Annotated in this window: 20 protein-coding genes; 11 read left to right on the top strand and 9 right to left on the bottom strand. The window is 62.9% G+C overall.

Going from position 1 to position 24,996, the window contains the following annotated elements; genetic code table 11:
• Nucleotides 1-1,530 carry an efflux transporter outer membrane subunit gene (locus tag B0G75_RS30365; RefSeq protein WP_106313726.1) on the top strand — a complete coding sequence of 510 codons (1,530 nt, stop codon included), beginning with the start codon at nucleotides 1-3 and terminating at the stop codon, nucleotides 1,528-1,530.
• A gap of 440 nt (nucleotides 1,531-1,970) precedes the next feature.
• Here B0G75_RS30365 and B0G75_RS30360 read toward each other — a convergent pair whose 3' ends face one another.
• Nucleotides 1,971-2,849 carry a lipid A biosynthesis lauroyl acyltransferase gene (locus B0G75_RS30360; protein ID WP_106313725.1) on the bottom strand — a complete coding sequence of 293 codons (879 nt, stop codon included), beginning with the start codon at nucleotides 2,847-2,849 and terminating at the stop codon, nucleotides 1,971-1,973.
• 407 nt (nucleotides 2,850-3,256) lie between these two features.
• Nucleotides 3,257-5,758: a penicillin-binding protein 1A gene (locus B0G75_RS30355; protein WP_106313724.1), complete on the bottom strand. Its 2,502-nt coding sequence runs from the start codon at nucleotides 5,756-5,758 to the stop codon at nucleotides 3,257-3,259.
• A 491-nt stretch (nucleotides 5,759-6,249) separates the two neighbouring features.
• On the opposite strand from B0G75_RS30355, the gene B0G75_RS30350 reads away from it, so the two are divergent.
• The 3 genes from B0G75_RS30350 (at nucleotide 6,250) to B0G75_RS30340 (ending at nucleotide 9,430) form a co-directional block, all read left to right on the top strand.
• Nucleotides 6,250-6,882, top strand: a complete 633-nt coding sequence (locus B0G75_RS30350; RefSeq protein WP_106313723.1) for a hypothetical protein — start codon at nucleotides 6,250-6,252, stop codon at nucleotides 6,880-6,882.
• A 570-nt stretch (nucleotides 6,883-7,452) separates the two neighbouring features.
• Nucleotides 7,453-8,133, top strand: a complete 681-nt coding sequence (locus tag B0G75_RS30345) for a PspA/IM30 family protein (RefSeq protein ID WP_011488613.1) — start codon at nucleotides 7,453-7,455, stop codon at nucleotides 8,131-8,133.
• A gap of 88 nt (nucleotides 8,134-8,221) precedes the next feature.
• Nucleotides 8,222-9,430 carry a tetratricopeptide repeat protein gene (locus B0G75_RS30340; protein WP_106313722.1) on the top strand — a complete coding sequence of 403 codons (1,209 nt, stop codon included), beginning with the start codon at nucleotides 8,222-8,224 and terminating at the stop codon, nucleotides 9,428-9,430.
• 104 nt (nucleotides 9,431-9,534) lie between these two features.
• On the opposite strand, the gene B0G75_RS30335 is transcribed toward B0G75_RS30340, so the two are convergent.
• On the bottom strand, nucleotides 9,535-10,224 hold the full coding sequence (locus B0G75_RS30335) for a TetR family transcriptional regulator (protein WP_181309385.1): 690 nt from the start codon (nucleotides 10,222-10,224) through the stop codon (nucleotides 9,535-9,537).
• A 145-nt stretch (nucleotides 10,225-10,369) separates the two neighbouring features.
• Between B0G75_RS30335 and B0G75_RS30330 the strand changes: the two genes are divergently transcribed.
• The 3 genes from B0G75_RS30330 to B0G75_RS30320 all read left to right on the top strand — a co-directional run bounded on the left by B0G75_RS30330 (nucleotide 10,370) and on the right by B0G75_RS30320 (nucleotide 14,847).
• Nucleotides 10,370-11,860: an NAD(P)/FAD-dependent oxidoreductase gene (locus tag B0G75_RS30330; protein WP_106313786.1), complete on the top strand. Its 1,491-nt coding sequence runs from the start codon at nucleotides 10,370-10,372 to the stop codon at nucleotides 11,858-11,860.
• A gap of 112 nt (nucleotides 11,861-11,972) precedes the next feature.
• Entirely contained in the window at nucleotides 11,973-12,962 is a 990-nt protein-coding gene (locus B0G75_RS30325) for an alpha/beta fold hydrolase (protein WP_106313721.1), read from the top strand.
• Between the two features lie 478 nt (nucleotides 12,963-13,440).
• Entirely contained in the window at nucleotides 13,441-14,847 is a 1,407-nt protein-coding gene (locus B0G75_RS30320) for a methyl-accepting chemotaxis protein (RefSeq protein WP_106313720.1), read from the top strand.
• A 46-nt stretch (nucleotides 14,848-14,893) separates the two neighbouring features.
• Here B0G75_RS30320 and B0G75_RS30315 read toward each other — a convergent pair whose 3' ends face one another.
• The 4 genes from B0G75_RS30315 to B0G75_RS30300 all read right to left on the bottom strand — a co-directional run bounded on the left by B0G75_RS30315 (nucleotide 14,894) and on the right by B0G75_RS30300 (nucleotide 18,997).
• Nucleotides 14,894-15,712, bottom strand: coding sequence for an ABC transporter permease subunit (locus B0G75_RS30315; protein WP_106313719.1), 819 nt, complete (start codon nucleotides 15,710-15,712; stop codon nucleotides 14,894-14,896).
• Nucleotides 15,712-16,641 carry an ABC transporter permease subunit gene (locus B0G75_RS30310; protein ID WP_106313718.1) on the bottom strand — a complete coding sequence of 310 codons (930 nt, stop codon included), beginning with the start codon at nucleotides 16,639-16,641 and terminating at the stop codon, nucleotides 15,712-15,714. Before B0G75_RS30310 ends, B0G75_RS30315 begins: the two co-directional genes overlap by 1 nt.
• Nucleotides 16,638-17,804: an ABC transporter ATP-binding protein gene (locus B0G75_RS30305; protein ID WP_181309384.1), complete on the bottom strand. Its 1,167-nt coding sequence runs from the start codon at nucleotides 17,802-17,804 to the stop codon at nucleotides 16,638-16,640. Before B0G75_RS30305 ends, B0G75_RS30310 begins: the two co-directional genes overlap by 4 nt.
• A 92-nt stretch (nucleotides 17,805-17,896) precedes the next feature.
• Nucleotides 17,897-18,997: a polyamine ABC transporter substrate-binding protein gene (locus B0G75_RS30300; RefSeq protein ID WP_106313717.1), complete on the bottom strand. Its 1,101-nt coding sequence runs from the start codon at nucleotides 18,995-18,997 to the stop codon at nucleotides 17,897-17,899.
• Nucleotides 18,998-19,549: 552 nt separating this feature from the next.
• Here B0G75_RS30300 and B0G75_RS30295 point away from each other — a divergent pair.
• The 4 genes from B0G75_RS30295 (at nucleotide 19,550) to B0G75_RS30280 (ending at nucleotide 22,825) form a co-directional block, all read left to right on the top strand.
• Entirely contained in the window at nucleotides 19,550-20,851 is a 1,302-nt protein-coding gene (locus B0G75_RS30295) for an Nramp family divalent metal transporter (protein ID WP_106313716.1), read from the top strand.
• 63 nt (nucleotides 20,852-20,914) lie between these two features.
• Nucleotides 20,915-21,109: a hypothetical protein gene (locus tag B0G75_RS30290; RefSeq protein ID WP_106313715.1), complete on the top strand. Its 195-nt coding sequence runs from the start codon at nucleotides 20,915-20,917 to the stop codon at nucleotides 21,107-21,109.
• Nucleotides 21,110-21,127: 18 nt separating this feature from the next.
• Nucleotides 21,128-22,456: a phospholipase A gene (locus B0G75_RS30285; protein ID WP_106313714.1), complete on the top strand. Its 1,329-nt coding sequence runs from the start codon at nucleotides 21,128-21,130 to the stop codon at nucleotides 22,454-22,456.
• A 165-nt stretch (nucleotides 22,457-22,621) separates the two neighbouring features.
• Nucleotides 22,622-22,825, top strand: coding sequence for a DUF1289 domain-containing protein (locus B0G75_RS30280; RefSeq protein WP_012433308.1), 204 nt, complete (start codon nucleotides 22,622-22,624; stop codon nucleotides 22,823-22,825).
• A gap of 144 nt (nucleotides 22,826-22,969) precedes the next feature.
• On the opposite strand, the gene B0G75_RS30275 is transcribed toward B0G75_RS30280, so the two are convergent.
• Nucleotides 22,970-23,626, bottom strand: coding sequence for an OmpW family protein (locus B0G75_RS30275; protein ID WP_106313784.1), 657 nt, complete (start codon nucleotides 23,624-23,626; stop codon nucleotides 22,970-22,972).
• 71 nt (nucleotides 23,627-23,697) lie between these two features.
• Nucleotides 23,698-24,888 (bottom strand): nitronate monooxygenase family protein, encoded by a 1,191-nt coding sequence (locus tag B0G75_RS30270; RefSeq protein WP_106313713.1) that lies wholly within the window; start codon nucleotides 24,886-24,888, stop codon nucleotides 23,698-23,700.
• Nucleotides 24,889-24,996 lie beyond the last annotated feature (108 nt).

Raw genomic sequence — 24,996 nt, 5'->3', positions numbered from 1 at the left:
ATGGCCACTTTCATCTTCTCCCGATACTCGCGCAGCGCCGCCCTCACCGGCATGGCATGCGCGCTCGCCGCCTGCTCGTTCGGGCCGAGCGGCGAGCCGCCCGCGATGCCGCAACCGGCCCACTACGGCGCACAGGCGCAGCCGACGCAAACCGTGCCCGCGCAAGGCGTCACCCAACAGTTCGTGGTCGGCGCAAAGCCGGTGCCCGAATGGTGGAAGCTGTATCAGTCGGACGCGCTGAATGCGCTTGTCGATGAGGGCCTGCGCAACAGCCCGACGCTCGCCGCGACCGACAAGAGCCTCGCCGCCGCGCGTGAGCAGTTGCGCGCGCAGATCGGCAGTTCGATGCTGCCGACCATCGACCTCGGCGGCCAGGCGACCCGCAATCGCGCGCTGGCGATCCCCGAGGCTGGACCGAACACGTTTCTCTACAACATCTTCGTCGGCCAATTGCAGGCGCACTATACGTTCGACCTGTTCGGTGCTGCGCGTCTGGCCGACGCGGCGCTAGCGGCGCGCGTCAACGTTCAGGCGTATCAGTTCGACGCCGCGCGCCGCGCGCTGGCCGCCAACATCGTGACCGCCGCGATCACGAGCGCCGCGCTGCATGCGCAGATCGAGACGACCGAACGGCTCGTGACGATCGCCAACGATCAGGCCCGCGACACACAGCGGCGCTATGCATTGGGCGCCGTTTCGCATGCCGATCAGTTGAGCGCGCAGCAAAGCGCGGCCAGTCTGTCGGCGAGTTTGCCGGGGCTGAAGCAGCAATGGCTGAGCACGCGGCACGCATTGGCGGTGCTGCTGGGCCGCACGCCGGATGCGGCGCCGGACGATCTCGAACTCGCGCAGTTGCGTGTGCCTGAACAGGTGCCCGTGGTGGTGCCGTCGGAACTGCTGCGCGCGCGCCCGGACATTCAGGCCGCCGATGCCGCTTTGAAGGCCGCGGCGGCTGATGTCGGCGTCGCCACCGCGCAGATGTTCCCGAGCCTGTCATTGAGCGCGTCGATGGGACAAGGCGGCTTTAGCTGGCCGGTGGCGCTCTCCGGCGCGGGCGCGATCTGGAGCATCGGCGCGTCGCTGTCGCAGCCGCTGTTTCATGGCGGCGCCCTGTTCGCGCAACGGCGCGCGGCTGTCGATACCTACGAAGCCACCGTCTCCCAGTACAAACAGACGGTGTTGGCCGCGTTCCAGAATGTCGCCGATACGCTCGCCGCGCTCGAGCACGACTCGCAGGCGCTGGACGCCGCGAACATTGCGGCGCGCTCGGCGCAAGGGGTCTTCGATGAAACCTCGGGGCGTTATCGATTGGGTGCGTTGCCTATCGCATCAGCACGGTCGAGCGAGCAGCAGTTTCGCAACGCGCAGCTCGACGAGATCCGCTATACGAGCGCGCGTTTGACGGACACGGCGGCGTTGTTTCAGGCGATGGGGAATCCGCCGGTCGGGACGGCGGCGGATTCCGCGTCCGCTTCGACTGCGGCTTCGGCATCCGCGGTTCCTGCGGCGAACGCGGGCATCGCCGAATAGCTAAACCTGGGATTCCGTACTGATCGCTGCAAACTTATCCCCACTTTTTGTTGATGAGCCTGTTGAAAACTGTCTGACAAGCAGGCTAACTCATTGAACGCATGGCAATTCGTGCGGGCGGTACGGAATGAACCAGCGGGCGTGGAACGATGGCTCTTTCACAGAACGAAGATCCTGGGATGCCTCACCGTTATCCCCAGTTTATGTTGACAGGGTTGTTGATAACTCCGGGGCTATCCCCTTAAGTGCTTGACCCGAATGGGTTTGTTACTCGAGGTGCCGGTGGATGCAGCGGCGTTGGACACCACGGGAATGACTGGCGGCGCTGTCGTTTATCCACAGATTGTGTTGACAGGGCTGTTGATAACGCCAGGAGATCCTACCTAAGTACTTGACCCCGCACCACATTCACCCACAGACCCATTTCACACCGCCCCGCATCAATAAACCCCCGCCTCCCCAGCCGGCCGATTCTTAAACCGCTTATGCACCCAATAATATTGATCAGGAATCCGCCTCACCTGCGTCTCGAGAAACTCGGTAATGCGCCGAGCGTCGACGGTCACGTCGTCGGACGGGAAATCGCTTAGCGCGTTAAAAATCGTGAGCTTGTAGCCGCGATAATCCGGCAGCACTTCCGTCACGAACGGCACCACCCGCGCATTCGCCGCGCGCGCCATCCGCGAGACGGAGGTCAGTGTGCAGGCCGGCACGCCGAAAAACGGCACGAACACCGAATCGCGCAAGCCGAAATCCATGTCCGCGGCCAGCATCACCGGCTTGCCGTCGCGCAGCGCGCGTAACGCTCGCCGCACGCTATCGCTGCGCGGAATCATCTCCGTGCCGAAGCGGCCGCGCTGCCGCTTGGCCATCGCGTCGAGCAGGAGATTCGACATCGGCGTATAGAGCGAGGCGACAGGATGCCGCGTCGAGTACATCATGCAGCCCGCCTCGATACCGACGAAATGAAAGCCCACGAAAATCGTCGGCTTCCCCTCCATGTCGGACAGATCGATCGCGCTTTCCACTTCAACGAGGCGCGCCAACGCGCGAGCGTTGCCGAACCATTGCGGTCCGCGCTCGACATAACTGCGGATCACGTGACAAAAGTGCGCGCGCGCCAGACGCTCGCGTGCCTCGTCGCTCATATCCGGAAAACACAGCTTCAGATTGGTATGCACGACGCGGCGGCGCGTGCTGGGAATTCGGTAAAGCAAGGCGCCGATACCGGTGCCGATTCGCGCGACAAGGCTATACGGCAGGACGGCAAATGCGCGCAGCAGACCTGTCATCAGACAGATCAGGATTCGACTTTTCACAAGGCGGGACCCGGTGGATGCTGGATGGCAAACACGCCGGCCGCGGCACTTTACATTGCCAGCGGACGAAGTGACGTGCGCGCGCGTCATACCGGGTCTCGCGCGGCGCGGGGGTTCGAGAATGGACGTGTCTCGCTCGCGGCGAGACGCAGTGGTGCTGGAGGCCGAGAAACCGTCTAGGGATCAGGCGTCCTTTAGGACCCTTGAGAAAGCACCGCCGGCGTGATTAAAACACATCGTGCGTGGCGAACACAGATTCCGCTGGTCGCACCACCCGACGAACGGCGCGCATGCCGTCTGGGGCGGCGCTTTGCTGCTCTTTCAAAAACTTCCCTGCGTGGGCGGCCGCAAGATTCAAACGGTCCGCGCACGCCCGCCGCACTCCAAGGGAATCCCCTTGGAGAACATCACGGCTTGTTCGATTCGAACAGATCCATGATCTGCTTCTTCTCGTTCGACGAGACACTTGGCGGCGGCACCGCCGGCGGAGTCATACCCGCGGGGCCGACGCCCCCGACCGCATCGCTCACGCCGGCGGTCGGATTCGCCGAGTCCAGACCGATGCTGGCGACGAAGCCATTGCCCGGCGTCATATCCGTATAGAACAGTTCGCCGTCGACGGAAGTCACGCCGTCCGGTTGCGGCGGTTCGCCTTGCGGCACCCCGCGCAACGCGCGCTGCATGTATTCCACCCAGATCGGCAACGCCAGTTGCGCGCCGAATTCGCGGCTGCCGAGGCTCTTCGGCTGGTCGTAACCCATCCACGCCACCGCCACGAGCGACTGCTGATAACCGGCGAACCAGCCGTCCTTAGCGTCGTTGGTCGTGCCCGTCTTGCCCTGCAAGTCGGTACGATGCAGCGCGTTGGTGCCCGCGCCCGTGCCGGCCGTGGCCACCGAATGCAGCAGACTGTTCATGATGTATGCGTTACGCGGTTCCAGCGTACGCGGCGCATCGCGCCCGGCCGTCAGCGGCTGCGCCTTGGAAAGCGGTTGGCCGCGCGCGTCCGTCACCTCGTTGATCAGATACGGATTGATCCGGAAGCCGCCGTTCGCGAACACCGAATACGCACCCGCCGACTGCAACGGCGTGACGAGGCCCGCACCGAGCGCCATCGGCAGATACGGCGGGGTCTTGTCGGCGTCGAAACCAAAACGCTGCGTGACGAAGTCTTGCGCGTACTTGGTGCCGATGAACGACAGAATGCGGATCGACACGAGGTTCTTCGACTTCTGCAACGCGAGACGCAGCGGCATCGGACCGTCCGGCTGGTCGTCGTCCTTCGGCTCCCACGCGTCGCCGCCCGGCGTGCTCGACGGAAAGTACAACGGCGCGTCGTTGATGATCGTGGCCGGTCCGAGGCCCTTGTCGAGCGCAGCCGAATAGATGAACGGCTTAAAACTCGAACCCGGCTGACGCCACGCCTGCGTGACGTGGTTGAACTTGTTCTTGTTGAAGTCGAAGCCGCCCACCAGCGCGCGAATCGCGCCATCCTGCGGCGTGAGCGACACTAGCGCGCCTTCCACTTGCGGCAGTTGCGTGATCTGCCAGTTGCCCTTGTCGTCCGCGATAAGGCGCACGATCGAGCCGACCTTGATCTTCGTGGCGGCCGTGGCGCGCGCGCTCAATGCGGCGGCGGCAAAACGCAGACCGTCGCCGCTGATCGTCACCTGCGTGCCGTCCACGAGTTGCGCCTTGACCTGCTTCGGACCCGTGTCCGTCACCACGGCGGCGATGATCTCGCCGTTGTCGGGGTGATCGGTGAGCGCGTCGTCGATAGTCTGGTCGCGGTCGTCGCCCGGCGCGGGCAGTTGCACGAAACCTTCAGGCCCGCGATAGCCATGGCGCCGCTCGTAATCCATCACGCCCTTGCGCACCGCGCGATAAGCGGCGTCCTGGTCGGCGGAGTCGATCGTGGTGGTGACGTTCAGGCCGCGCGTATAGGTTTCGTCCTTGTACTGCGCGTACATCATCTGCCGGACCATTTCAGCGATGTACTCGGCGTGCACGCTGTATTCGTTGCCCGGATTCTTGGTGTGAATCTCTTCCTTCACGGCCTGATCGTACTGATCCTGGCTGATGTATTTCAGTTCGAGCATGCGCCGCAGAATGTACTCCTGACGGATCTTCGCGCGCTTCGGATTGACCACCGGGTTATACGCGGACGGCGCCTTCGGCAAGCCGGCCAGCATTGCCGATTCCGCCAGCGTGATGTCCTTCAGATCCTTGCCGAAGTACACGCGCGCGGCCGCGGCGAAACCATAGGCGCGTTCGCCCAGATAGATCTGGTTCATGTACAGCTCGAGAATCTGATCCTTGGTCAGCGCGCGCTCGATCTTGTACGCGAGCAGCATTTCGTAAATTTTGCGCGTGTAGGTCTTCTCGCTCGAGAGGAAGAAGTTGCGCGCCACCTGCATGGTGATCGTGCTCGCGCCCTGCGAGGCGCCGCCATGCGAGAGGTCGGAGACGCCCGCCCGCAGAATGCCGATGAAGTCGACGCCGCCGTGCTCGTAGAAGCGATAGTCTTCGATCGCGAGCACCGCTTTCTTCATCTGATCGGGAATGTCTTGAAAGCGCACAAGAGAGCGCCGCTCCTCGCCGAACTCGCCGATCAGCACGTGGTCCGCCGTATAGACGCGCAGTGGCACCTTCGGACGATAGTCGGTCAGCGCGTCGAGCGACGGCAGTTGCGGGCCCATCACCACGAGCGCATAGCCAACGATCAGCGCGCCCACCACCGCAATGGTCGCGAGCAGGCTGGCGAACCAGATGACGAGCGTCGCGCCGAGGGAACGGCGGCCGGCCTCGGCATCGCGCGAAGCTGCATTGCGTCCTGGAGTGCGTTGGTAGGAGTTCCGGTCTTCACCAGACGGAGAATTGGATGAATGCGGTCGTTTGATGATTGGCATGACTGGAATAGTGGGCGCATGACTGAACGCCTTTCTGCACGCGCTCATGGCGCGCACATGGATCGTGATCGAGCATCGTAGCCTGAGGCGCAAATCACCGCGCGGACCTTTGCCCCCGGCCGGCCGCACGGCGCGCCCGGATCGAGTCCGGCGCAACGTAACAGCGCATTTTAAAAGAAATCAAGCGCGGTCCAAGTCAGTTTTTTTGTAAGAATTCCCTTCGCGCGAAAGGAGTCTGTAGTTTCGGGTGGTGCTACGAGCGCTTTCCCGCGCGGTTGGAGTTATTCACAGAAAATGTTGAAAGGCCTGTGGACAAGCCGCCCGCAAACGTTACAACCCATTGATGTCACGGGATTTTCATGTCGCGCCCGTTCCGCATCGAGGCAACTCGTCATATGATGGACTCGGCGCGCGCTAACACGTGCTCGCGCCACGGCGTCCGCCAAATGCCCGCTTTGAACCGCCCATGCCAACAAGTATGCGAGCCGACTATGAATAAGCCCAGCGAACGCATCGTCGTATTCGTCACGACCGCGCAGAAACGCGCGATCACCACCACCGCCGAAAATATGGGCATCAGCGTCAGCGAACTGATGCGACGCGCGGTCCTGAGTTTCGGCGCGACCAGTGAACAGGTGAAAGCGGCCAGCATCGTCGACCGGCTGCGCGCGCCTCGCGCGCCGGACGCGCTCGACGCCGCGTTGCAACGGGTCGCGCGCGGCACACGGCACGCGCGCGCCGCATTGCCGCCGGCTTTGCAAACGCACGGCGATACCGTGACCGGCACGTCCACGGATGGCGCGGTGGGCACCAACGCGCCTGCGCCGGGCGCATTGACGGGTGCATTACCGAACGCAGCATCCGGGCAGGCAGAGCCCGCGCCGTTGTTGCCGGCGGGTCTTGCCGCCGCCCTCGCCGCCGGCATCGACGAGGAAGCCGCGGCAACCGCTGAAGCCGTCGCGCGCGTGGCAGCGGCCGAAGCGGCATCGGCGGATGGATCAACACTTCGGACGGATGCGGAAGCGCAACTGCGCAGCGTGCTCAAACGCCCGCGCGTCGACGCCCCGCGCGACGACGATGATCCGCTCGGCGATCCCAGCACGAAAGGCGGCCGTTTCGCGTAACGAGCTTGTGCGGTGCATATCGCGCGACGCGCGTCGGCGCGTTGCATATCGTTACATTGGCGTCGCTCAAAATGAGTGAGCTTTCGGCATTGCAAGCTTGGTATTCATCCAGCGATCGGAGGCGGCTTGTTGCGCATTGAAAATACGCTCAGCCTGCACGTCTTTTATGCCGTTGAATGCACGGCTGCCAGACGTGTTCAGCCATGCTCACGAACGACAACAATAGACGCAAACCAGGCGCACGCGCACCGCGCCTATTCACGCCAGCGACACCTGTCGCGCGCAAAGTTGGCCAATTTGTCATCGCGCCCTTTAAGTCGGTTTTAAGAGAGCCCGTGGTGTAATATCCGCGGGCGGCTGAATGACGCGTCGCGCGATTTAACCTTTGAGCTGTTTGCCGCTCGATATTCGAATCGAACTATTTACGTCGCCGCTATTGCAATCGGCGCGCGCGCCCCGAACTCCGGTCCGAACGTTGCGCAGCTTCGCGTGCAGCGGCGTAAAGTAGCAGTTGAATGCAGTTAAGCGCGCGGGATTATTCAGCGCCGTTTACATTCTTTGGAGGTTTTCATGTCGCTTTTTGACAGCATTTCCCGCACGCTTAAAGGTCTCCTGAACGACGCAGCGGACTCCGTGCAAGATCCGTCGCGCGATTCGCGCCAGATCGTGCGTGAACTCGATGAGAGCATCGCCAAAGCCGAGAACTCGCTGATCGAGATTCAGGCGCAAGTGGCCACGCAGCAAAGCAAGCGCGATGTTGCCGCGGACAAGGCGAAGAAATACGAAGACGGCGCGAAGCGCGCGCTGCAATCCGGCGACGAAGCGCTCGCGCGCGAAGCCCTCGGCGCGCAAGCCACGGCCGAAGCCGAACGTGATGCGCTAGCGAAGGAACTGACTACGCTGGAGCCGTCGGTGGCGCAGCTCAAGAGTCAGATCGAAGACATGCGCACGCGTCGCAACGACCTGAACGCCCGCTCGAACATTCTGCAAGCCAAGCAGCAGATCGCTCAGGCGAAAGACGTGGCGGCCACGGCGTTGGGCGGCATCGGCGGCAAGAACCTGTCGGAAGATTTCCAGAAGCTCGAGGACAAGGTCGCCCTGTCGAATGCCCGTTCGGACGCCCGCCTGAATTCGGCCGACGTGAAGAGCGGCAAGGCGCTCGACGACAAGCTCGCGGATCTGAACCGCGGCCCGTCCGTCGAAGATCGTCTCGAAGCATTGAAGAAGCAGATCAATACGCCGGCCCAGTAATTGCGTCGGCAGCAGTACATACCGGCGGCCTTCGTGTGAGCCGCCGGAATCGACTGAAGGAGACGGGCGCAACGCGCCCGGTCCGTAAATGAAAAAATTTCTCGCAACCGCGTTTGCCTCACTGCTGTTCGTGTCGGCCGCGGCGTTCGCAGTGCCCACCGTCCAGCAGATCGAATCGGCCATGTCGCAAGGCAACTGGCAACAGGCCGACGCCGACCTGAGCGAAGTGCTGCAGGCGCATCCGAACAATGCGCGTGCGCACTATCTGTATGCCCAGGTGCTCGACCGCGAAGGCCGTTCCGCCGACGCGCTCGCCCAGGTGCAGCAGGCCAAGACACTCGACCCGCAGATCCGCTTCACCGATCCGACCCGCTTCGCGCAGACCGAAGCGCGCATCCGTAAGGACGCGGAACGCGCAGGCGCCGCGGGCGGCAACACGACCAGCCGCGCGGCCAACCCGTTCGCGCAGCAGCAAACCGCGCCGTCCCTGCAGCAGCAGTCGGCCATCGCGCCCCAAGCGCCGCAACGGCATGGTCCGGGCATGGGCATGTGGATCGGCATTCTTGTCCTCGTCGGCGTGATCGCGCTGGTGCTGCGCTGGACCTTGCGGCGCGCCCGCGCGCAAGGCGATACGCGCGCCGACGACGAGCGTCGCGTGCAACTCAAGCGCGCCACGGAGATGCTCAACACCGTGCGTTCGCTCAAGCTCGACGTAAAGCTCTCCACCGTGCAAGGTCACGAGGCGCTGGAGAAGGAAGTCGAGGCAACCGAAGACCAGTTGCGCGGCCTCGTCGAAACGCTGTCGAATAGCAAGAATCCGCTGCCGCCGTATCAGCTCGACGAACTCGAGCAACGGCTCGGCAGCATGCGCGCGCGCCTCGAGGGCCGGCCCGATCCGTATGCCGCTCCGGCCGCCAGCGCGCAGCAACAGTCGCCGTATGCGCAGGAAGCCGAACGTTTCGGTAATCCGCCGCAAGCGCCCTATCCGCAGCAGGGTCCGTATCAGCAACAGCCGCCGGTTATCGTGCAGCAAGGCGGCGGTGGTTTCGGCGGCGGCATGGGCGGTCTGCTGACTGGCGTGCTGCTTGGCGAAGCGCTGAATTCTGGACGTGAGCGCGTGGTGGAGCGCGACGTGATTGTCGACGACGAAGCGCGCCGCCGCGGCAACGACGGTGGCAATGGCGGCAATGGCGGCGGCCTCGACTTCGGTCAGGGTTCGAACGACTGGAACGACAATGGCGGCGGTGTCGATCTGGGCAGCAGCGACGACTCCGGCGGCTGGAACGACAACACCTGAGCTTCGCCGCGCGGCTGAAGTCGAATCAAGCCGCACAAGCATGCGTCACGGAAACAGGCTCCTTTACGGAGCCTGTTTCGTTATGGCGATTCGTTTCCGAGGCTTCACGCCCGTATCGGCATTAGTTCACTGACAGGCTCATGCTGCGCCAGCACCACCGAACCCGCGAACAGTCTGACAATGAAGCGCTCCGCATATGCGATCAGGGCAGTGCGGCGCACGTCGTCCGCATCGATATACTCGGCCGAGAGATGAAAAAGTTGCAGCACGATCTGCGCGCAGACTTCGTCGACGGTTTCACGCGAAAGTGTCGGCATCAATTCCAGTTGAACGACGTCGTCGGCCATTTCCGCCGACACCTCGTGCAGATTCGCGCGCACGGCCTCGCGCAACGCCGGCGACGTACCATGATATTCGGCGAGCGCGCTCAGAAACGCCGCGCGGTTTTCCAGCGCGAACGCAAAGAACGCGACGCAGGCGCGACGCGGTACGCTATGCGGCTCGTCGTGCGCGGCGAGCCAGCGCTCACGCCGCAGCATCGGCCGCAACCGGCGGCTCACCGATTCGACGGCTTCGCGCGCCAGCTCGTCGAGCGTGCCGAAATGACGGTAGAAGGTGTTGGGATTGAGTCCGGCCTCGCGCGCCAGTTCGCGCAAACCCAGGCTCGTAAAGCTGCGGCCGCCTGCCGTCAGCCGCAATGCGGCGTCGATCAGTTTGCGCTTGCCGGCCGGCAATTCCTGCTCGACGGCAACGCGGTGTTCGGCGGCGGCGGCCGCGCCCGGTACGGAAGTCATGTGTTTTCAATCGATGCGCGCCAAGCGCGTTTAATAGCCGTACTCTAAACGATCTTGACGCCAGGTGCACAGTTGTCTACCCTGCGCGTTATGCCGCAGTAGACACATGTAGACGCTTGGAACTCGCCCCATGCCGGAGAACGCCGTGACGCTTGCCTCATCTGCCCCGCCTGCCGCGCCGCGCATCGCGATTGTCGGAGGCGGCTTTGCCGGCATCGGCATGGCGATTCGCCTGCAGCGAATGGGCATCACGTCGTTCACGATCTACGAGGCCGCCGGCGATATCGGCGGCACGTGGCGCGACAACACCTATCCCGGCGCGGCCTGCGACGTGCCCTCGCATCTCTATTCGTTTTCGTTCGAGCCCAATCCGGCGTGGTCGCGCGCGTTCGGCGGCCAGGCGGAAATCTTCGCGTATCTGAAGCACTGCGCGCGCAAATACGATGTAGAGCGTTACGTGCGTTGCAATGCACGCGTGGCCGCGGCGCGTTTCGACGAAGCGCGCCAGGTCTGGCATGTCGACATCGATGTGCACGGCGTGCGCGAAACCATCGCGGCCGATATCGTGATCGCCGCGAGCGGTCCGCTGTCGCGCCCGGCCATGCCGCAAATCGCCGGGCTCGAACGCTTCGAAGGCAAACTGTTTCATTCGGCGCGCTGGGACCATGCGTATCCGCTCGAAGGCAAACGCGTCGCGGTGATCGGCACGGGCGCTAGCGCGGCCCAGTTCGTGCCGAAAATCCAGCCGCGCGTCGCGCGTCTCGATCTGTTCCAGCGCACCGCGCCGTGGGTCATGCCCAAGCCCGACAAACCGATCGACGCACGCGCCCGCTGGCTGTTCCAGCATCTGCCGTTCACGCAGCGCTTCTTGCGCAGCGCCATTTACTGGCAGCTCGAATCGCGCGCCATCGCGTTCGTCGTCAATCCGGAGCTGCTGAAAGTGCCGATGAAGTTCGGCTTGAGCTACCTCGAACGACGCGTCAAGGATCCCGAGCTGCGCGCGAAGCTCACGCCGAACTACCGGTTCGGCTGCAAGCGCGTGCTGCTTTCGAGCGACTACTATCCCGCGCTCAGCCAGCCGAACGTCGACGTGGTGACGAGCGGCATCCGCGAGATCGTCGCCGACGGCATCGTGACCGAAGACGGCGTGCATCGCCCCGCCGACGCCATCATTTGCGGCACGGGTTTCCAGGTCAACGACGTCGGCGCACCGTTCGAAGTGACCGGCCTCGACGGCGCGGATCTCAGCACTCAGTGGCTGCGCGACGGGCCGGAAGCCTACCTCGGTGTCAGCGTGGCGAACTTTCCGAACTTCTTCATGATCGTCGGGCCGAATACGGGCCTCGGCCACAACTCGCTGCTCTACATGATCGAGTCGCAAGTGCAGTACATCGCCGATTGCCTGCGCGTACTGCGTCGCCGCAAGGCACGCACGATGAATCTGCGGCCCGACGTGCAGCGCGATTTCAACGCGCGTTTGCAGAAGGACATGCAGCACTCGGTGTGGGCGAGCGGATGTCGCAGCTACTATCAGACCCGTAGCGGCAAAGTGACCGCGTTATGGCCGGGCTTCAGCTTCAGCTTTCGCAAACGCACGCGCCGCGCGCGTCCGCACGACTATCGTTTCGCGCCCTGACGCCCTGACGCAGTGAGCGGCGGCTGACAACCCCGGAGAACACGAGGCCGCCGATGCAATCCGATTCGAAGCCACGCGAACCAGAAATCGAACTACAAGGGAGATCACAAACATGGCAAGCATCGACTCCGGCACGCCCGCCTCGGCACCCCCGCTGCCGCCGCGCTCGCTCGCCGCGCGGCTTGGCATTACCAGCGTGCCGCGCGACGAATTGCGCCGGCGCTATACGCAAAGCGGTTCCAGTTTCGTGAAGATCATGGGTGCCGACGTGCATTACGTCGACGAAGGCAGCGGCGACATCATCGTGATGATCCACGGCTTCGCGTCTTCGCTGCATACGTGGAATCGCGTCGCCGACGAACTCAAGCGCGAGCATCGCGTGATCCGCCTCGACCTGCCGCCGTTCGGCGTGACAGGACCGCTGCGCTCCAGCAGCGGCGCAATCGAAACGATGAATCTGCCGACCTATCGGCGTTTCATCGACACGTTCATGCAGGCGCTCGGCATCTCGCGCGCGACCTTCATGGGCAATTCGCTCGGCGGGCTGATTGCGTGGGACTACGCGGTGCGGCATCGCGATGCGGTTGAACGGCTCGTTCTGATCGACTCGGCGGGCTTTCCGATGAAGCTGCCGATTTACATTGGCCTGTTCAACAGCGCGCTGGTGCGGGTCAGTTCGCCGTGGTGGCTGCCTGAGGTCATCGTCAAAAGCGCGGTGCGCAACGTGTATGGCGATCCGCGCAAGATCGATGCGGTGACGCTGCGGCGCTACGTCGAGTTTTTCCACGGCGAAGGCACGCGCACGGCGATCGGCAAGATGGTGCCCACGCTCGACTTCAAGGATGTCGACACCGACGTGCTGAAGACACTCGACGTACCGACGCTCGTGCTATGGGGCGCGAAGGATCGCTGGATTCCGACCGCGCACGCCGCCGAATTCGCCAGCCGCATTCCGGGCGCGAAGTCGGTCATGTATCCGGGGCTCGGCCATATTCCGATGGAAGAAGCGCCCGAGCGCGTCATGGCCGATCTGCGCGCTTTTCTCGGCACGCGCGGCGCGCGTGTTCCGGTTGACGAAGGCACACGCCGCGCGCCGGCCTGACCCGACGGCTTTCGTCCCTGCGATTCATTCGATCGATGTTTCGCGCGTGCTCGCGCGCTCATATGGAGCGCGCGAATCTTGCGCGCCCTTCCCTCGCGTCGCGTCGACGTGGTCAGCCGCCGCCCAGCAGACGCAACAGTCCCCAGAGAAACTTGCAGAGCATGACGATCAGCTCCCACAGATGATAGAGCTGTTGCCAGCCCGAAACGCGCGCGAACGAGTCGATCATGAATTACCGGTAAGAAACGGAAAGGTCTGCGAACAAAGGTGTGGATCACAGTTGGACCGCACATCATAACGACTGCGGGATACCCCGTATCAAGTCGCTTGAAAGACTGCCGTAAAGGCGTCTAGGAGACGCTGTAAACGCGTTGGGTGATTCGCCGATTGAATGCGCTGAGCGCGGCGGCAGAAAACATATTGCATGGGGCCGGAGTAAGCGCTGTAGCGCTTACTCCGGTCGACAAAGGAGACGAGCATGACGCGTTTCAGCTTTCGCCGTTCGGCCCGTTCGCACACGGTCGTCGGCGATATTGCCGCGCAAGCCGGCAAACTGGGCATCGAAATCTGCGACGTATCGGGCCACGTCGAGGAAGTGGCCGCGCGCGTGCAACACCAGGCGCAAGTATGCCGCGCGTTGCGCGAATCGGCCGCGCAGACGCTCGCGGGCAATCATCGCATTGCCGCGGCCGCGCGGAAAATGAGCCACGTATCCGCCAAAGCCGCGACCGGTGTGCAGGAATCGCAGCAAACGCTCGAAGCGTCGCTGGCCGACATTCACGGACTCGTGGAAGGCGTGACCGTCATCGAAAGCCAGATCGGCGCGCTGCGCAGTGCGCTGGCGCATGTGAGCCGTGTCTCCGAGGAGATTTCGCTGATCGCGCGTCAGACTCACCTGCTGGCGCTGAATGCCGCGATCGAAGCTGCGCGCGCCGGCGACTCCGGCAAAAGTTTCGCGGTCGTCGCGGCCGAAGTGAAGAACCTCTCGGCGAAGACCGCGCAGGCCACCGGACAGATCGAGACGACGCTGGCGCAACTCACGCAACAGACCGAGCAGCTGATCAGCGAGGGATCCGTGAACACCGCGCGGGCGCACCGCGTGCGCGAAGGCACGCGCAAGATCGGCGACGTCGTGCATGCAACCGGCGATGCGATCGCGCATCTGAATGACGAGGCGGGCCAGATCGCCGTGCTGACCGGCGAGATCGAATCGCAGTGCGACGGACTCGAGGCGCAGGTGCTGGAAATGGCGAGCGGCGTCGAGGACTCGAGCGAAAATTTCGTGCAGGCGAAGGACCGGTTGGGGAATTTGCTCGGTGTGTCCGAAACCCTGATCGAACTGACCGCCGCGACGGGTGTGGAAACGGCGGATACGCGTTTTATCGAGGCCGTGCAGCGAGCGGCGGCTGCCGTGAGCAAGGCATTCGAAACGGCGGTGGCGCGTGGTGAAGTGTCGCTCGAGGATCTGTTTGACCGGCATTATGTGCCGGTGGCCGGGAGTAATCCGCCGCAGTTTTTGACGCGATTTACTGCGTTGACCGATCGGGTTTTGCCGGCTATTCAGGAGCCTCTGCTTGGTCTCGATCCGCGTGTCGCGTTTTGCGCGGCGGTCGATTTGCGGGGTTATTTGCCGACGCACAATCTGAAGTTTTCTTTGCCTCAGCGTGATGGCGATGTCGTCTGGAATACGGCGAATTGCCGGAATCGGCGGATGTTCGATGATCGGACTGGGATTGCCGCGGCTTCACATACGAAGCGGTTTTTGTTGCAGACGTATCGGCGGGATATGGGGGGTGGAGAGTTCGTGTTGATGAAGGATGCGTCGGCGCCGGTTTTTGTTGGTGGGCGGCATTGGGGCGGGGTTCGGATTGGGTATCGGGTTTGAGGGAAGGCCAAAACGCAAAGCCACCCTCCACCAAAACCCAAAAAAATCAAACCGCCATCACCGCCCGCCTCCTCTCCGCCCGCTGCATAAAATAATTAGCCGCCACCACGCCAACAGTAACCACAGCAATAAAGAGAGTAGCCAGCGCATTCATCTCCGGATTCAACCCCAACCGAACACGCGAGAAAACAACGAGCGGCAAAGTAGTCGACCCAGGCCCAGACAAAAACGCCGACAGCACCAGATCATCGATCGACAAAGTGAACGACAACAACCACCCAGAAACGAGCGCCTGAGAAATCAACGGCAGCGTAATAGAGAAAAACACGCGCAACGGCGTAGCCCCAAGATCCAGCGCCGCCTCTTCGAGCGAGGGATGCAATTCCTTCACCCGCGACTGCACGATGATCGCCACATAAGAAATACACAGCATCACGTGCCCGATCCAGATCGTGAAAATGCCGCGTCCGGCCGGCCACCCCAACCACTTGGCCATTTCGATGAACAGCAACAGCAGCGAAATCCCCTGAATCACTTCTGGAATCACCAACGGCGCATTGATCATCCCCGTATATAACGTGAAGCCGCGAAACCGCCCCATCCGCGCGAGCACGAAACCCGCCCACGTGCCAATGACAACAGAAGCAAACGCCGTCAACAAAGCCACCCGCAACGACAGCCACGCCGCCGCGATCAACTCGTCATCCTGCAACAATGCCGCATACCAGCGCGTCGAAAACCGCGTCCACACCGTGACAAGTTGCGATTCGTTGAACGAATACACAATCAGACTCACGATCGGTATGTACAGAAACAGAAAACCGATCCCCAAAGCGATCAACTGCAAAATCCGGTTCGGTTTCATCAGCGTCTTTCCTCCATCGCCTTCGCCTGCGCGTACTGGAAAAACGCCATCGGCACCAATAACAACAACACCATTGCGCACGTCACGGCAGACGCCATCGGCCAATCGGCATTGTCGAAGAACTCATTCCACATCACGCGGCCGATCATTAGCGTGTTCGCGCCGCCCAGCAATTCGGGAATCACGTACTCGCCTACCGCCGGGATGAACACCAGCAAACAACCGGCGATAATGCCGTTCTTCGAGAGCGGCAGCGTGATCTGCCAGAACGCCTTCCACGGCTTCGCGCCGAGGTCGTAGGCGGCTTCCAGCAATGTCATGTCCATCTTCACGAGATGCGCGTACAGCGGCATGACGAGGAACGGCAGATACGAATAGACCATGCCGATATAAACGGCGGTATTCGTGTGATACAACTCGATCGGCGAGTGAATCAATCCGATCGACATCAAAAAGTTATTCAGCAAACCGTTGTTCTTCAGGATCCCGATCCACGCATACACGCGAATCAGAAACGACGTCCAGAACGGCAGCATCACGGCCATCATCAGCAGATTGCGGCTGCCCGGATTCGAACGCGCGATGTAATACGCCATCGGATAGCCGATCAGCAGACACAATAGCGTCGAGATCGCCGCGACCACCACGGAATTCACGTAGGTCGCGAAGTACAGACTGTCGGTCAGCAGAAACGCGTAATGCGACAGATCCAAAGTGACGTGAATCGCGCCGTCCGCGAACTTCGTCAACTCCGTGTACGGTGGAATGCCGAGTTGCAAATCGGCGAAGCTGATCTTCACGACCAGCAGGAACGGCACGAGGAAAAACAGCAGCAACCAGATAAACGGGCCGGCCACCACCGCGGTGCGGCCGCTCAGGTTGAAGCGCCGCACCGGCCACGTGGCGAAGGAATTGAACGAGCGCTTCATGACGTCAGCACCACACCGGCCGATGCGCTCCAGCGCACGTACACTTCGTCGCCCCACGTAGGCGGATCGATCTCGGTCAGCGCGAGGCTCGTCACGTTCGCGATCACGGTTTTGCCGGCGTCGAGCTTCACGTGATAAAGCGAATAGCCGCCCATGTAGGCGATATTCGTGACGACGCCCTTGCCCCAGTTGTACGCGCCCTCAGGCGGTTTGCGCGTCAACGCGATGCGCTCGGGTCGCACCGAAATCGTCACCGGCATGCCGAGCGGACCGGTGATGCCGTGGCTCACATACAGGCGGCACGGTAGATCCGGTGTCTCGATGAACACGTGATCGGGCTCGTCTTCAACCGTATGGCCTTCGAACAGATTCGTCGAGCCGATGAACTCGGCCGAAAAACGGCTATTCGGATACTCGTACACTTCGTGCGGCGTGCCGAGCTGCACGATCTCGCCTTCGCTCATCACGGCAAGGCGGCCCGCCATGGTCATCGCCTCTTCCTGATCGTGCGTCACCATCATGCAGGTCACGCCGACCTTGTCGAGAATGTTGACCAGTTCGATCTGAGTGCGTTGACGGATCTGCTTGTCGAGCGCGGACATCGGCTCGTCGAGCAGCAGCAGCTTGGGCCGCTTGACCAGCGAACGCGCGAGCGCCACGCGCTGCTGTTGACCGCCGGAAAGCTGATTCGGCTTGCGCTTCGCGAAGCGCCCCATCTGCACCAGTTCGAGCGCGGTTTGCACACGGTCCTTCAGTTCGGCCTTCGGCACGCCTTCCTGCTTCAGACCGAAGGCGACGTTCCCTTCCACCGTCATGTGCGGAAAGAGCGCGTACGACTGGAACATCATGTTGACCGGCCGGCGGTACGGCGGCAATTGCGCGAGGTCTTCACCGTCGATCAAAATCTTGCCCGAGGTCACGCTTTCGAGCCCGGCCATCATGCGCAGCAAGGTCGACTTGCCGCAGCCTGAACTGCCGAGCAGCGCGAACAGTTCGCCCTTCTTCACCGACAGATTGACGCCCTTGACCGCCACGGTCTCGCCGAACTTCTTCACGACATCGACGACCTGGACGAAGTTGTCCGTGGCGTCGCCCGTAACGGCGTTCAGGCTCGGGGACGGCGCGACGGCCCCTGCCAGCGCGCCCGACTGGTCACTACTCATCACAATGCTTGACTCCGGCGTTTGACGAACAAAGCCCCCGGTGAACACCGAGGGCTTCTTGATGATGCTTACCTGTTCACTCTGGCCGCGGGTCAGCGGCCGGACTTGAATTCAGTCCACAGCCGCGTTTGCAGCCGCTGGATTTCCGGCGGCAACGGCTTCAGCAGGAACAGGGTCTTGATGACTTCAGGCGGCGGATACACGGCCGGATCGCTCGCCACGTCCTTGTCCACGTACTTGCGCGCTTCGAGGTTGGCGCTCGGGTAGTAGACGGCGTTGGTGATCGCGGCGTGAACCTGCGGCGTTTCGATGTAGTTGATCCACTCGAGGGCGGCTTCCTTGTTCTTCGCGTCCTTCGGAATCGCCATCACGTCGAACCACACCGGCGCGCCGCCCTTCGGAATGTAGTACTCGACCTTATAGGGCTTCTTCGCCTCGACCGCGCGATGCTTGGCGATCACGACGTCGCCCGACCAGCCGTACGCGAAACACACGTCGCCGCCGACCAGGTCGTTGATATAGCCCGACGAGTTGAACTGCGTGATGTACGGGCGGATCTTCTTCATCATGTCGAGCGCGGCGCGGTAGTCGGCCGGGTTCGTGCTCATCGGATCCTTGCCAATGTAATGCAGCGCTGCGGCGAACATCTGGTCCGGCGCGTCGAGCACGGACACGCCGCAAGCCTTCAGTTTCGAAATGTTTTCCGGCTTGAAGAGCACGTCCCAGCTATCGAGCGGCACGTTCTTGCCGAGAATCTGCTGCGCCTTGGTGACGTTGTAGCCGAGACCGGTCGTGCCGTAGGCCCAGGGCACCGTGAACTTGTTGCCCGGATCGGCGCCGGCGACGAGCGCCATCAGCGAAGGATCGAGATACTTCAGGTTCGGCAGCTTCGATTTGTCGAGCGGCGCGAAGATGCCGGCGGCGATCTGCTTGCCGGCGTAATTGCTGGTCGGCACGACGATGTCATAACCGGAGTTGCCGGTGAGGAGCTTGGCTTGCAGCGTGTCGTCGCTATCGTAGTTGTCGTACTTGACCTGGACGCCGGTCTGCTTGGTGAAGTTCGGAATGGTGTCCTTGGCGATGTAATCGGACCAGTTATACACGTTGAGCTGCGTGTCTTTCGCAGCAACCGTCAACCACGGCGCCGCGCACAAGACCAGCGCCGCCACTTGCCCCACTACCCGTCTTTTCATTCCGTTCTCCGATCCTGACCGGCCCGTTGCCGGCCGTCCTCACCAGCGCCGAGGCACTGCGCCCGCGGCTCCCCTGAAAAACCCGAAAAGTACCATCAATTATTGCGCGCTCCAAAAAAATTGCCAGGCTGTCGCGCAAACGGTACAGCGCAAGCCGTACCGGTGGAAAATTGGCCGCAATTTTAGCGGGTTATGCGCGCGTGTCCACCCGAAAAAAACACCCGTACCGGCGCGCTGTTATCCGGTTGTCAAGTTGACGCTGTGCAGGGCGCGCCGCGTTCGCGCAAACGGTGGTGGGCCACCGCCGTATTCCGTCAGTTCGATGCCGGACGGCTAAGGTCGAAGCGCACCCGAGCCGCGAAGCGTTCGACGGTGCACAATAGCTCTCACAGGCTCTCGCAGGCCGAGCGACGACGCGCCGCAAATCGCGTTGCCGCGTCCCGGCGTCCCGGCGTCCCGGCGTCCCAGCGCCCCGGTGTCTAGGCGCCGCCCGCTGCGCGCGCAGCGGGCACGTGGCTTGCAAGAGCATGCGGTCTTGAACCTCAGGCATCGATGAACACGAATCCGTTCGCATTGCGTCCCAACCGCCGCCGGCGTCTACTGGCCGATGGGGGGGCACGTCCGCCGCATTGGTTCTCGTTCGTCGGCGCGGGCGCACTGATTGCGGTGGGCTATATCGATCCGGGCAACTGGGCAACCGCGCTCGGCGCCGGCGCGGGCTACGGCTACCGCCTGCTCGGCATGGTGCTGCTGTCGAGCCTGATGGCGATGCTGCTGCAGTGGCTGTCGTCGCGCCTGGGCGTCGTGACCGGGCGCGATCTCGCGCAGGTCTGCCGTGAACGCACGGGCCGCCGCGGCACCCTGTTCCTGTGGCTGACCAGCGAGGTCGCGATCATCGCGTGCGATGTCGCCGAAGTGGTCGGCAGCGCCGTCGCATTGCAAATGCTACTTGGCGTGTCGCTCACGGTCGGCGTGCTGATGTCGGCGGTCTGCACCTTCGCGCTGCTCGCGCTCCAGCAGAAAGGCCGCAAACTGGAAGCGGTGATCGCGGTGCTGATCGGCTTCGTCGGCCTGTGCTTCGTGGTCCAACTCGCGCTGGCGCGGCCGGACTGGCATGCGGCGCTCGCCGGCACCGTGCCGAGCGTCGAACTGCTGCGCAACACGGGCATGGTGTGGCTCGCGGCAGGCATCGTCGGCGCGACGGTCATGCCGCACAACCTCTATCTGCACTCGGCGCTCGTCAAACATCACGCGCCCGACGGCAGCGACGCGCAGATCAAGGTCGCGCTGCACGTGATCAATCTGGACACTTTCGGTTCGCTGTCGTTTGCTTTTGTGATCAATGCGGCGCTGCTGATCGTGGCGGCCGCCGTGTTCTATGTGAGCGGCCATCGTGACGTGACCGATCTCGCGGACGCCCACCGTCTGATCGCGCCGCTCGTCGGCACGCATTGGGCCGGCATTCTATTCGCTGCGGCGCTGCTCGCCTGCGGACTGAGCGCGACCGTCACCGGCACGCTGGCGGGCCAGACGGTCATGGAAGGCTTTCTGCGCATCCGCCTGCCACGCTGGAAGCGCGCCCTCCTGACCCGCGCGCTGGCGATCGGGCCAGCGCTCTTCGCGGTCGCGCTGTTCGGCCAGCACGGTTCCAACCAGTTGCTGGTGGCAAGCCAGGTGGTGCTGAGCCTGCAACTGCCGCTCGCGGTCGTGCCGTTGATCCGCTTCACATCGGACGCCACGCTCATGCGCAGCTGGCGCGTGCGCGGCGTGCCGCTCGTGCTCGCGTGGCTGTCCGCCGCGTTCATCATCATGCTCAACGGCGCGTTGTTGTGGCAACTGGCGTTCGGTAGCTGAACGGCCGTTTTTCGCCCGACTGTCGCCGAAGTCACTTTGTAAGTATTCTCTGAGTATCGCGCCATGACCGGCGACGCTGCCCGCTTTCGCGGCACGTCGGCCATGCGGCCCGTTTCATCGCGGCTGCCGGGTTTTGTCTGCGGCAGCCGTTTTTGTGCCCATTTTTGCGCCCTTCAGCGCTTTTGCGAGATCGATCCGGTGAGCATGGCGGAGGTCGTCTTTCGATGCCTGCCGCGTCCGGTTCGCTCGCTGCCCTAGCTCCAGGACGACAGCCCCATGCGCTTTGACGCCTCAACCGACCACCTTGCCCGCAACGCCTTCCCTCAGTTCCGTCAACTCATGGCGCGCTTCTCCCGCGTCACGCTGCTCGCCACGCTCGTCGTCTGCGCCGTCCTGTCCAACGAGGCGCGCGCGACGGTCGCGATGCTGCAGCCCGCTCGCGTGGCCGCGGCCAACGAGCCGCTGCAGATCACGCTGCTCTACTCCGCCGACGACGCCAAACCCTTGACCATTAACCTCCCGCCGACCATCCGCGTGACGCTGAGCGCAGGCGAACAGTCGCCGCAGCCGCTCGATCTGAAGCGCGAGCCCGGCGTGGCCGACACGCTGCATCTGCGGCCAGGCCAGTTCCGTAAGGTGCGCTTCTCGGCGCCCTGGCCGCAGTCGGCGCGTGGCGAGGTGCGTATCGACCCGGTGGGTTTCGATGCGTCGCCGGCGCTCGTCGCGATCAATCGCGGGCCGCAGCAGGACGCGATTGCTCAGGCCGAACGCGCGGAAAGCCAGGCGACCACGCCCGCTCAAGCCGCCGCGACCGCAGCCGTGGTCGGCGGCCCGACCGGCGACGCCATCGTGCCGCCCGGCGATTCGCTCGCGACCACCGGACGCGGCGTGCTCTCGCATCTCTCCTATTACGATCCGATGTACATCGGCTTCGGCCACAACGGCGACACCAACGCGCGGCTGCAACTGAGCTTCAAATACCGCATCCTGATACCGGACGATCTGCGCTCAAAAGCCTTCCTCGACAACCTGTACTTTGCGTACACGCAAACCTCGATCTGGGATCTGTCCGCCGATTCGCGCCCGTTCCGTGATACGACCTACTCGCCGCAATTGTTCTACTACGTGCCGGACACCGGCTGGCAGAGCCCGTTCTTCACGCGCATGGGTTTTGCCGCCGGCGTTGCGCACGAATCGAACGGCAAGGCCGGCGCGGACTCGCGCAGCATCAACATGCCGTTTATCCGGCCGACCTGGGAATTCGGCGATCTGACGGCCAACCACCTGACCGTGTCGCCGAAGATCTATTACTACGTCGGCACGAGCAGCAACCCCGATATCGCCGACTATCGCGGCTACGTGGACTTGCTTGTCAAATACGGCAGTCCGGACGGCTGGCAACTGGCGACCACGCTGCGCAAGGGCACCAAGCACTGGTACGGCAGCGTGGATTCGCAATTCACCTATCCGCTCGCCAAACTGCTGGGCAGCGCGTGGGGCGGCTACGTGTGGGTGGGCTATTTCAACGGCTACGGCGAAGACCTGCTCGACTACAACAACCGTCAACACTGGATAGCGCGGATCGGTTACAGCATCGCGCGCTGATGTTGATGTGTGCGGGCAATTTCGCGCGTCGAAGGTGGCGTCGAAACATGCGACGGATGCTGCCAACCGTGCGCGAGCCGCGGCCTTGACGGTCGCGCACGGCGGGGTGCATGGCACGCATCGGCTAACATAGCGGAACTTCGCTTCTCCGCCCCAAGGTTTACGATGGCTTCGAATCTCCACGATCTTCCCGACAGCCCGTGCATCGGCGTCTGTTCCACGCTGTTCGACGACGTCTGCAAAGGCTGCGGCCGCACCGCCGTCGAAGTGTCCAACTGGGTTTTCCTGAGCGACGAGGAAAAGCGCGCCGTATGGGTTCGCATCGAGCAGGAAGGCACGGCAATGCGGTTTGCGAACGACAAGCTGTAGATTTGCCTCGCGGCCTGCGTCGCCTGAAGCTTGCGGCGCTGGCCGCTCAAATTCAAACGTCAAAAGAAAACGCCGGGATGAACTGCACCCGGCGTTTTCACATGGCAACGCCTGTCGGTCAAGCGCGCGAGTGACGCGTGACAATCAGAACCGCATCCCGACACCCAGACCGACCACCACCGGATCGATGCTCAAGCGGCCAAGCGGCTGCCCGCCGAGCGAGGCATCCGTATGCATCCAGATCTTCTTGATGTCCGCGTTGACGAACAGGGATTTGGTGACCTGTACGTCGACACCGGCCTGCAACGCCGGTCCCCAACTGTGATTGGTGATCGAGATCGGCTGGCCGCCCGCGTTCAGGCCGTTGTTATAGAACAGCGTGTAGTTCAGACCCGCACCGACATACGGACGAATGCGGCCCGCGTGATTGAAGTGATATTGCAACAGCAACGTGGGCGGCAGCACGTTCACGCCACCGAGCCCGCCGAGGTTCGAAGTCACTTGATGTCGCGAGGTGCCGAGAATCAGTTCGACGCCGAGGTTGTCGCGGATCATGTACGTCAGATCCAGTTCCGGCACGATCGCGTTATTCACGCCGACGTTGAGCGCGCTCAGCGATTGGGTCGTGCTCACGTTCGGCATGATGCTGATGGCGCGCAATCGCACCAGTACGTCGCCGGCGTGAATGCCGCTCATCGCGTCGTCTCCCGCGGCATGCGCCTGTGGTGCGAGCGCTCCCGCGAACAGCAGGCTCGCTGCGATGGCGGCGGTTCCGATTCTGTTTATGGACGAGTGCTTCATGTGCTTCCCCGCTTTGTTTGTTTGCATGCGGGGATTGTCGAAGTTCTCGTCGCGCGTCAGGTTGACGCGTATCAATCCAGCGAGAAAGCCCAGCGCCCTGCGACAGCCGGTCGCGTCGCGCCCGTCAAAAGCAGTTCGAGCAGGTCGTGCACGCTGCGAATCGCCGTGCCGAACGGCAACGCTTCGCGGCCGCGGAAGAACAAACCGTTCGCCACGTCGCCACGCAATGCGGCCGCGAGCCGCGTGTCGATGCAGAAGTGGCCGAACTTCTCGATACCATCGCGCCAGCCGCACGCGCTGAGACATTCGAGCGCGGTCGGGCAGATATGTTTGAGCGCGCCGACTTTTTCGCGGATCTTCGTTTCGTGCCGCAGATAGCGCATCAGCCACGGCGTTTTCACGGCGCGCGCGGGCAGTCCCGTCACGCTGACGAATTCGACGATGTCTTCCGGCGTAGCTTCGGCCAGTACGCGCTTGAAATTCGGATGCGCGTCGCCTTCCTCGGTGACGGCGAACGGCGTGCCGAGTTGCACGCCGCTGGCGCCCGCGTTCAGCAGTGCGCGCAGAGCCTCGTGACTGTTGATGCCGCCAGCGACAATCAACGGCACGTCCTGACGGTTCAGGCCGAGCAAGGCGAATACAGCGTCGAGTTCCTCGAGCACGCGCAAGAAATCGAAGCGCCCGTCGTGTTGATCGGCAAGGTTGTTGACACCCAGATGGCCGCCCGCATGCGCCGGATGTTCGATCACGACCGCGTCGGGCAAACGGCCTTTTTTCATCCACTTCTTCAGCACGAGCGCGACGCCGCGGCTGTCCGACAGAATCGGAATCAGCGCAATGTCGTGGCCTTGGGTCATGTCCGGCAGATCGAGCGGCAGGCCCGCGCCCATGACGATCGCATCGGCGCCGCTCTCACACGCGACGCGCACGTAGTCAGCTTGCGCGCTGACCGCTTTCATCACGTTGACGGCGATCATGCCGCGGCCTTCGCTCAGCGCCTTGGCGGAGTGGATTTCGCGGGCCAGCGCGGTGAGATTGGCTTCTTCGAGCGTCGCGCGGTCAGGCGACTCGCGGCAGCGGTCCATCAGATCGCGATGATGATGCCGCAGGTCGATACTGGCGATGGTGCCCAGCGCGCCTTCGCGAGCGACGCTGCCGGCCAGCCGGTGCGCCGAAATGCCGACGCCCATGCCGCCTTGCACGATCGGCAGTAACGAGCGGCCGCGAATGACCAGTGGTGGGAAGGAATGAGAGTTGAGCATGACTGGCCCGATGGCGGATTATCGAAACGATGATAATCGTCGGTCGGGCGCAGCCTGCGTTGCTTCAGGTCAATGAGTGGGCAAGTGTGCGGTCATGTGTGCCCTTCT

It is taken from the genome of Paraburkholderia sp. BL18I3N2, assembly GCF_003001875.1.
GTDB classification, from domain to species: Bacteria; Pseudomonadota; Gammaproteobacteria; order Burkholderiales; family Burkholderiaceae; genus Paraburkholderia; species Paraburkholderia phytofirmans.
The sequence above is the reverse complement of the archived record's forward strand: the minus strand, read 5'-3'. Positions and strand labels throughout refer to the sequence as shown.

Excerpts from the sequence above, each read along its gene's own strand:
- B0G75_RS30305 (WP_181309384.1), bottom strand. The coding sequence starts at position 17,804 with ATGAGTAGTGACCAGTCGGGCGCGCTGGCAGGGGCCGTCGCGCCGTCC.
- B0G75_RS30345 (WP_011488613.1), top strand. The coding sequence starts at position 7,453 with ATGTCGCTTTTTGACAGCATTTCCCGCACGCTTAAAGGTCTCCTGAAC.
- B0G75_RS30290 (WP_106313715.1), top strand. The coding sequence starts at position 20,915 with ATGACCGGCGACGCTGCCCGCTTTCGCGGCACGTCGGCCATGCGGCCC.
- B0G75_RS30275 (WP_106313784.1), bottom strand. The coding sequence starts at position 23,626 with ATGAAGCACTCGTCCATAAACAGAATCGGAACCGCCGCCATCGCAGCG.
- B0G75_RS30270 (WP_106313713.1), bottom strand. The coding sequence starts at position 24,888 with ATGCTCAACTCTCATTCCTTCCCACCACTGGTCATTCGCGGCCGCTCG.
- B0G75_RS30285 (WP_106313714.1), top strand. The coding sequence starts at position 21,128 with ATGCGCTTTGACGCCTCAACCGACCACCTTGCCCGCAACGCCTTCCCT.
- B0G75_RS30315 (WP_106313719.1), bottom strand. The coding sequence starts at position 15,712 with ATGAAACCGAACCGGATTTTGCAGTTGATCGCTTTGGGGATCGGTTTT.
- B0G75_RS30365 (WP_106313726.1), top strand. The coding sequence starts at position 1 with ATGGCCACTTTCATCTTCTCCCGATACTCGCGCAGCGCCGCCCTCACC.
- B0G75_RS30325 (WP_106313721.1), top strand. The coding sequence starts at position 11,973 with ATGGCAAGCATCGACTCCGGCACGCCCGCCTCGGCACCCCCGCTGCCG.
- B0G75_RS30320 (WP_106313720.1), top strand. The coding sequence starts at position 13,441 with ATGACGCGTTTCAGCTTTCGCCGTTCGGCCCGTTCGCACACGGTCGTC.
- B0G75_RS30310 (WP_106313718.1), bottom strand. The coding sequence starts at position 16,641 with ATGAAGCGCTCGTTCAATTCCTTCGCCACGTGGCCGGTGCGGCGCTTC.
- B0G75_RS30350 (WP_106313723.1), top strand. The coding sequence starts at position 6,250 with ATGAATAAGCCCAGCGAACGCATCGTCGTATTCGTCACGACCGCGCAG.
- B0G75_RS30280 (WP_012433308.1), top strand. The coding sequence starts at position 22,622 with ATGGCTTCGAATCTCCACGATCTTCCCGACAGCCCGTGCATCGGCGTC.
- B0G75_RS30300 (WP_106313717.1), bottom strand. The coding sequence starts at position 18,997 with ATGAAAAGACGGGTAGTGGGGCAAGTGGCGGCGCTGGTCTTGTGCGCG.
- B0G75_RS30335 (WP_181309385.1), bottom strand. The coding sequence starts at position 10,224 with ATGACTTCCGTACCGGGCGCGGCCGCCGCCGCCGAACACCGCGTTGCC.
- B0G75_RS30355 (WP_106313724.1), bottom strand. The coding sequence starts at position 5,758 with ATGCCAATCATCAAACGACCGCATTCATCCAATTCTCCGTCTGGTGAA.
- B0G75_RS30295 (WP_106313716.1), top strand. The coding sequence starts at position 19,550 with ATGAACACGAATCCGTTCGCATTGCGTCCCAACCGCCGCCGGCGTCTA.
- B0G75_RS30340 (WP_106313722.1), top strand. The coding sequence starts at position 8,222 with ATGAAAAAATTTCTCGCAACCGCGTTTGCCTCACTGCTGTTCGTGTCG.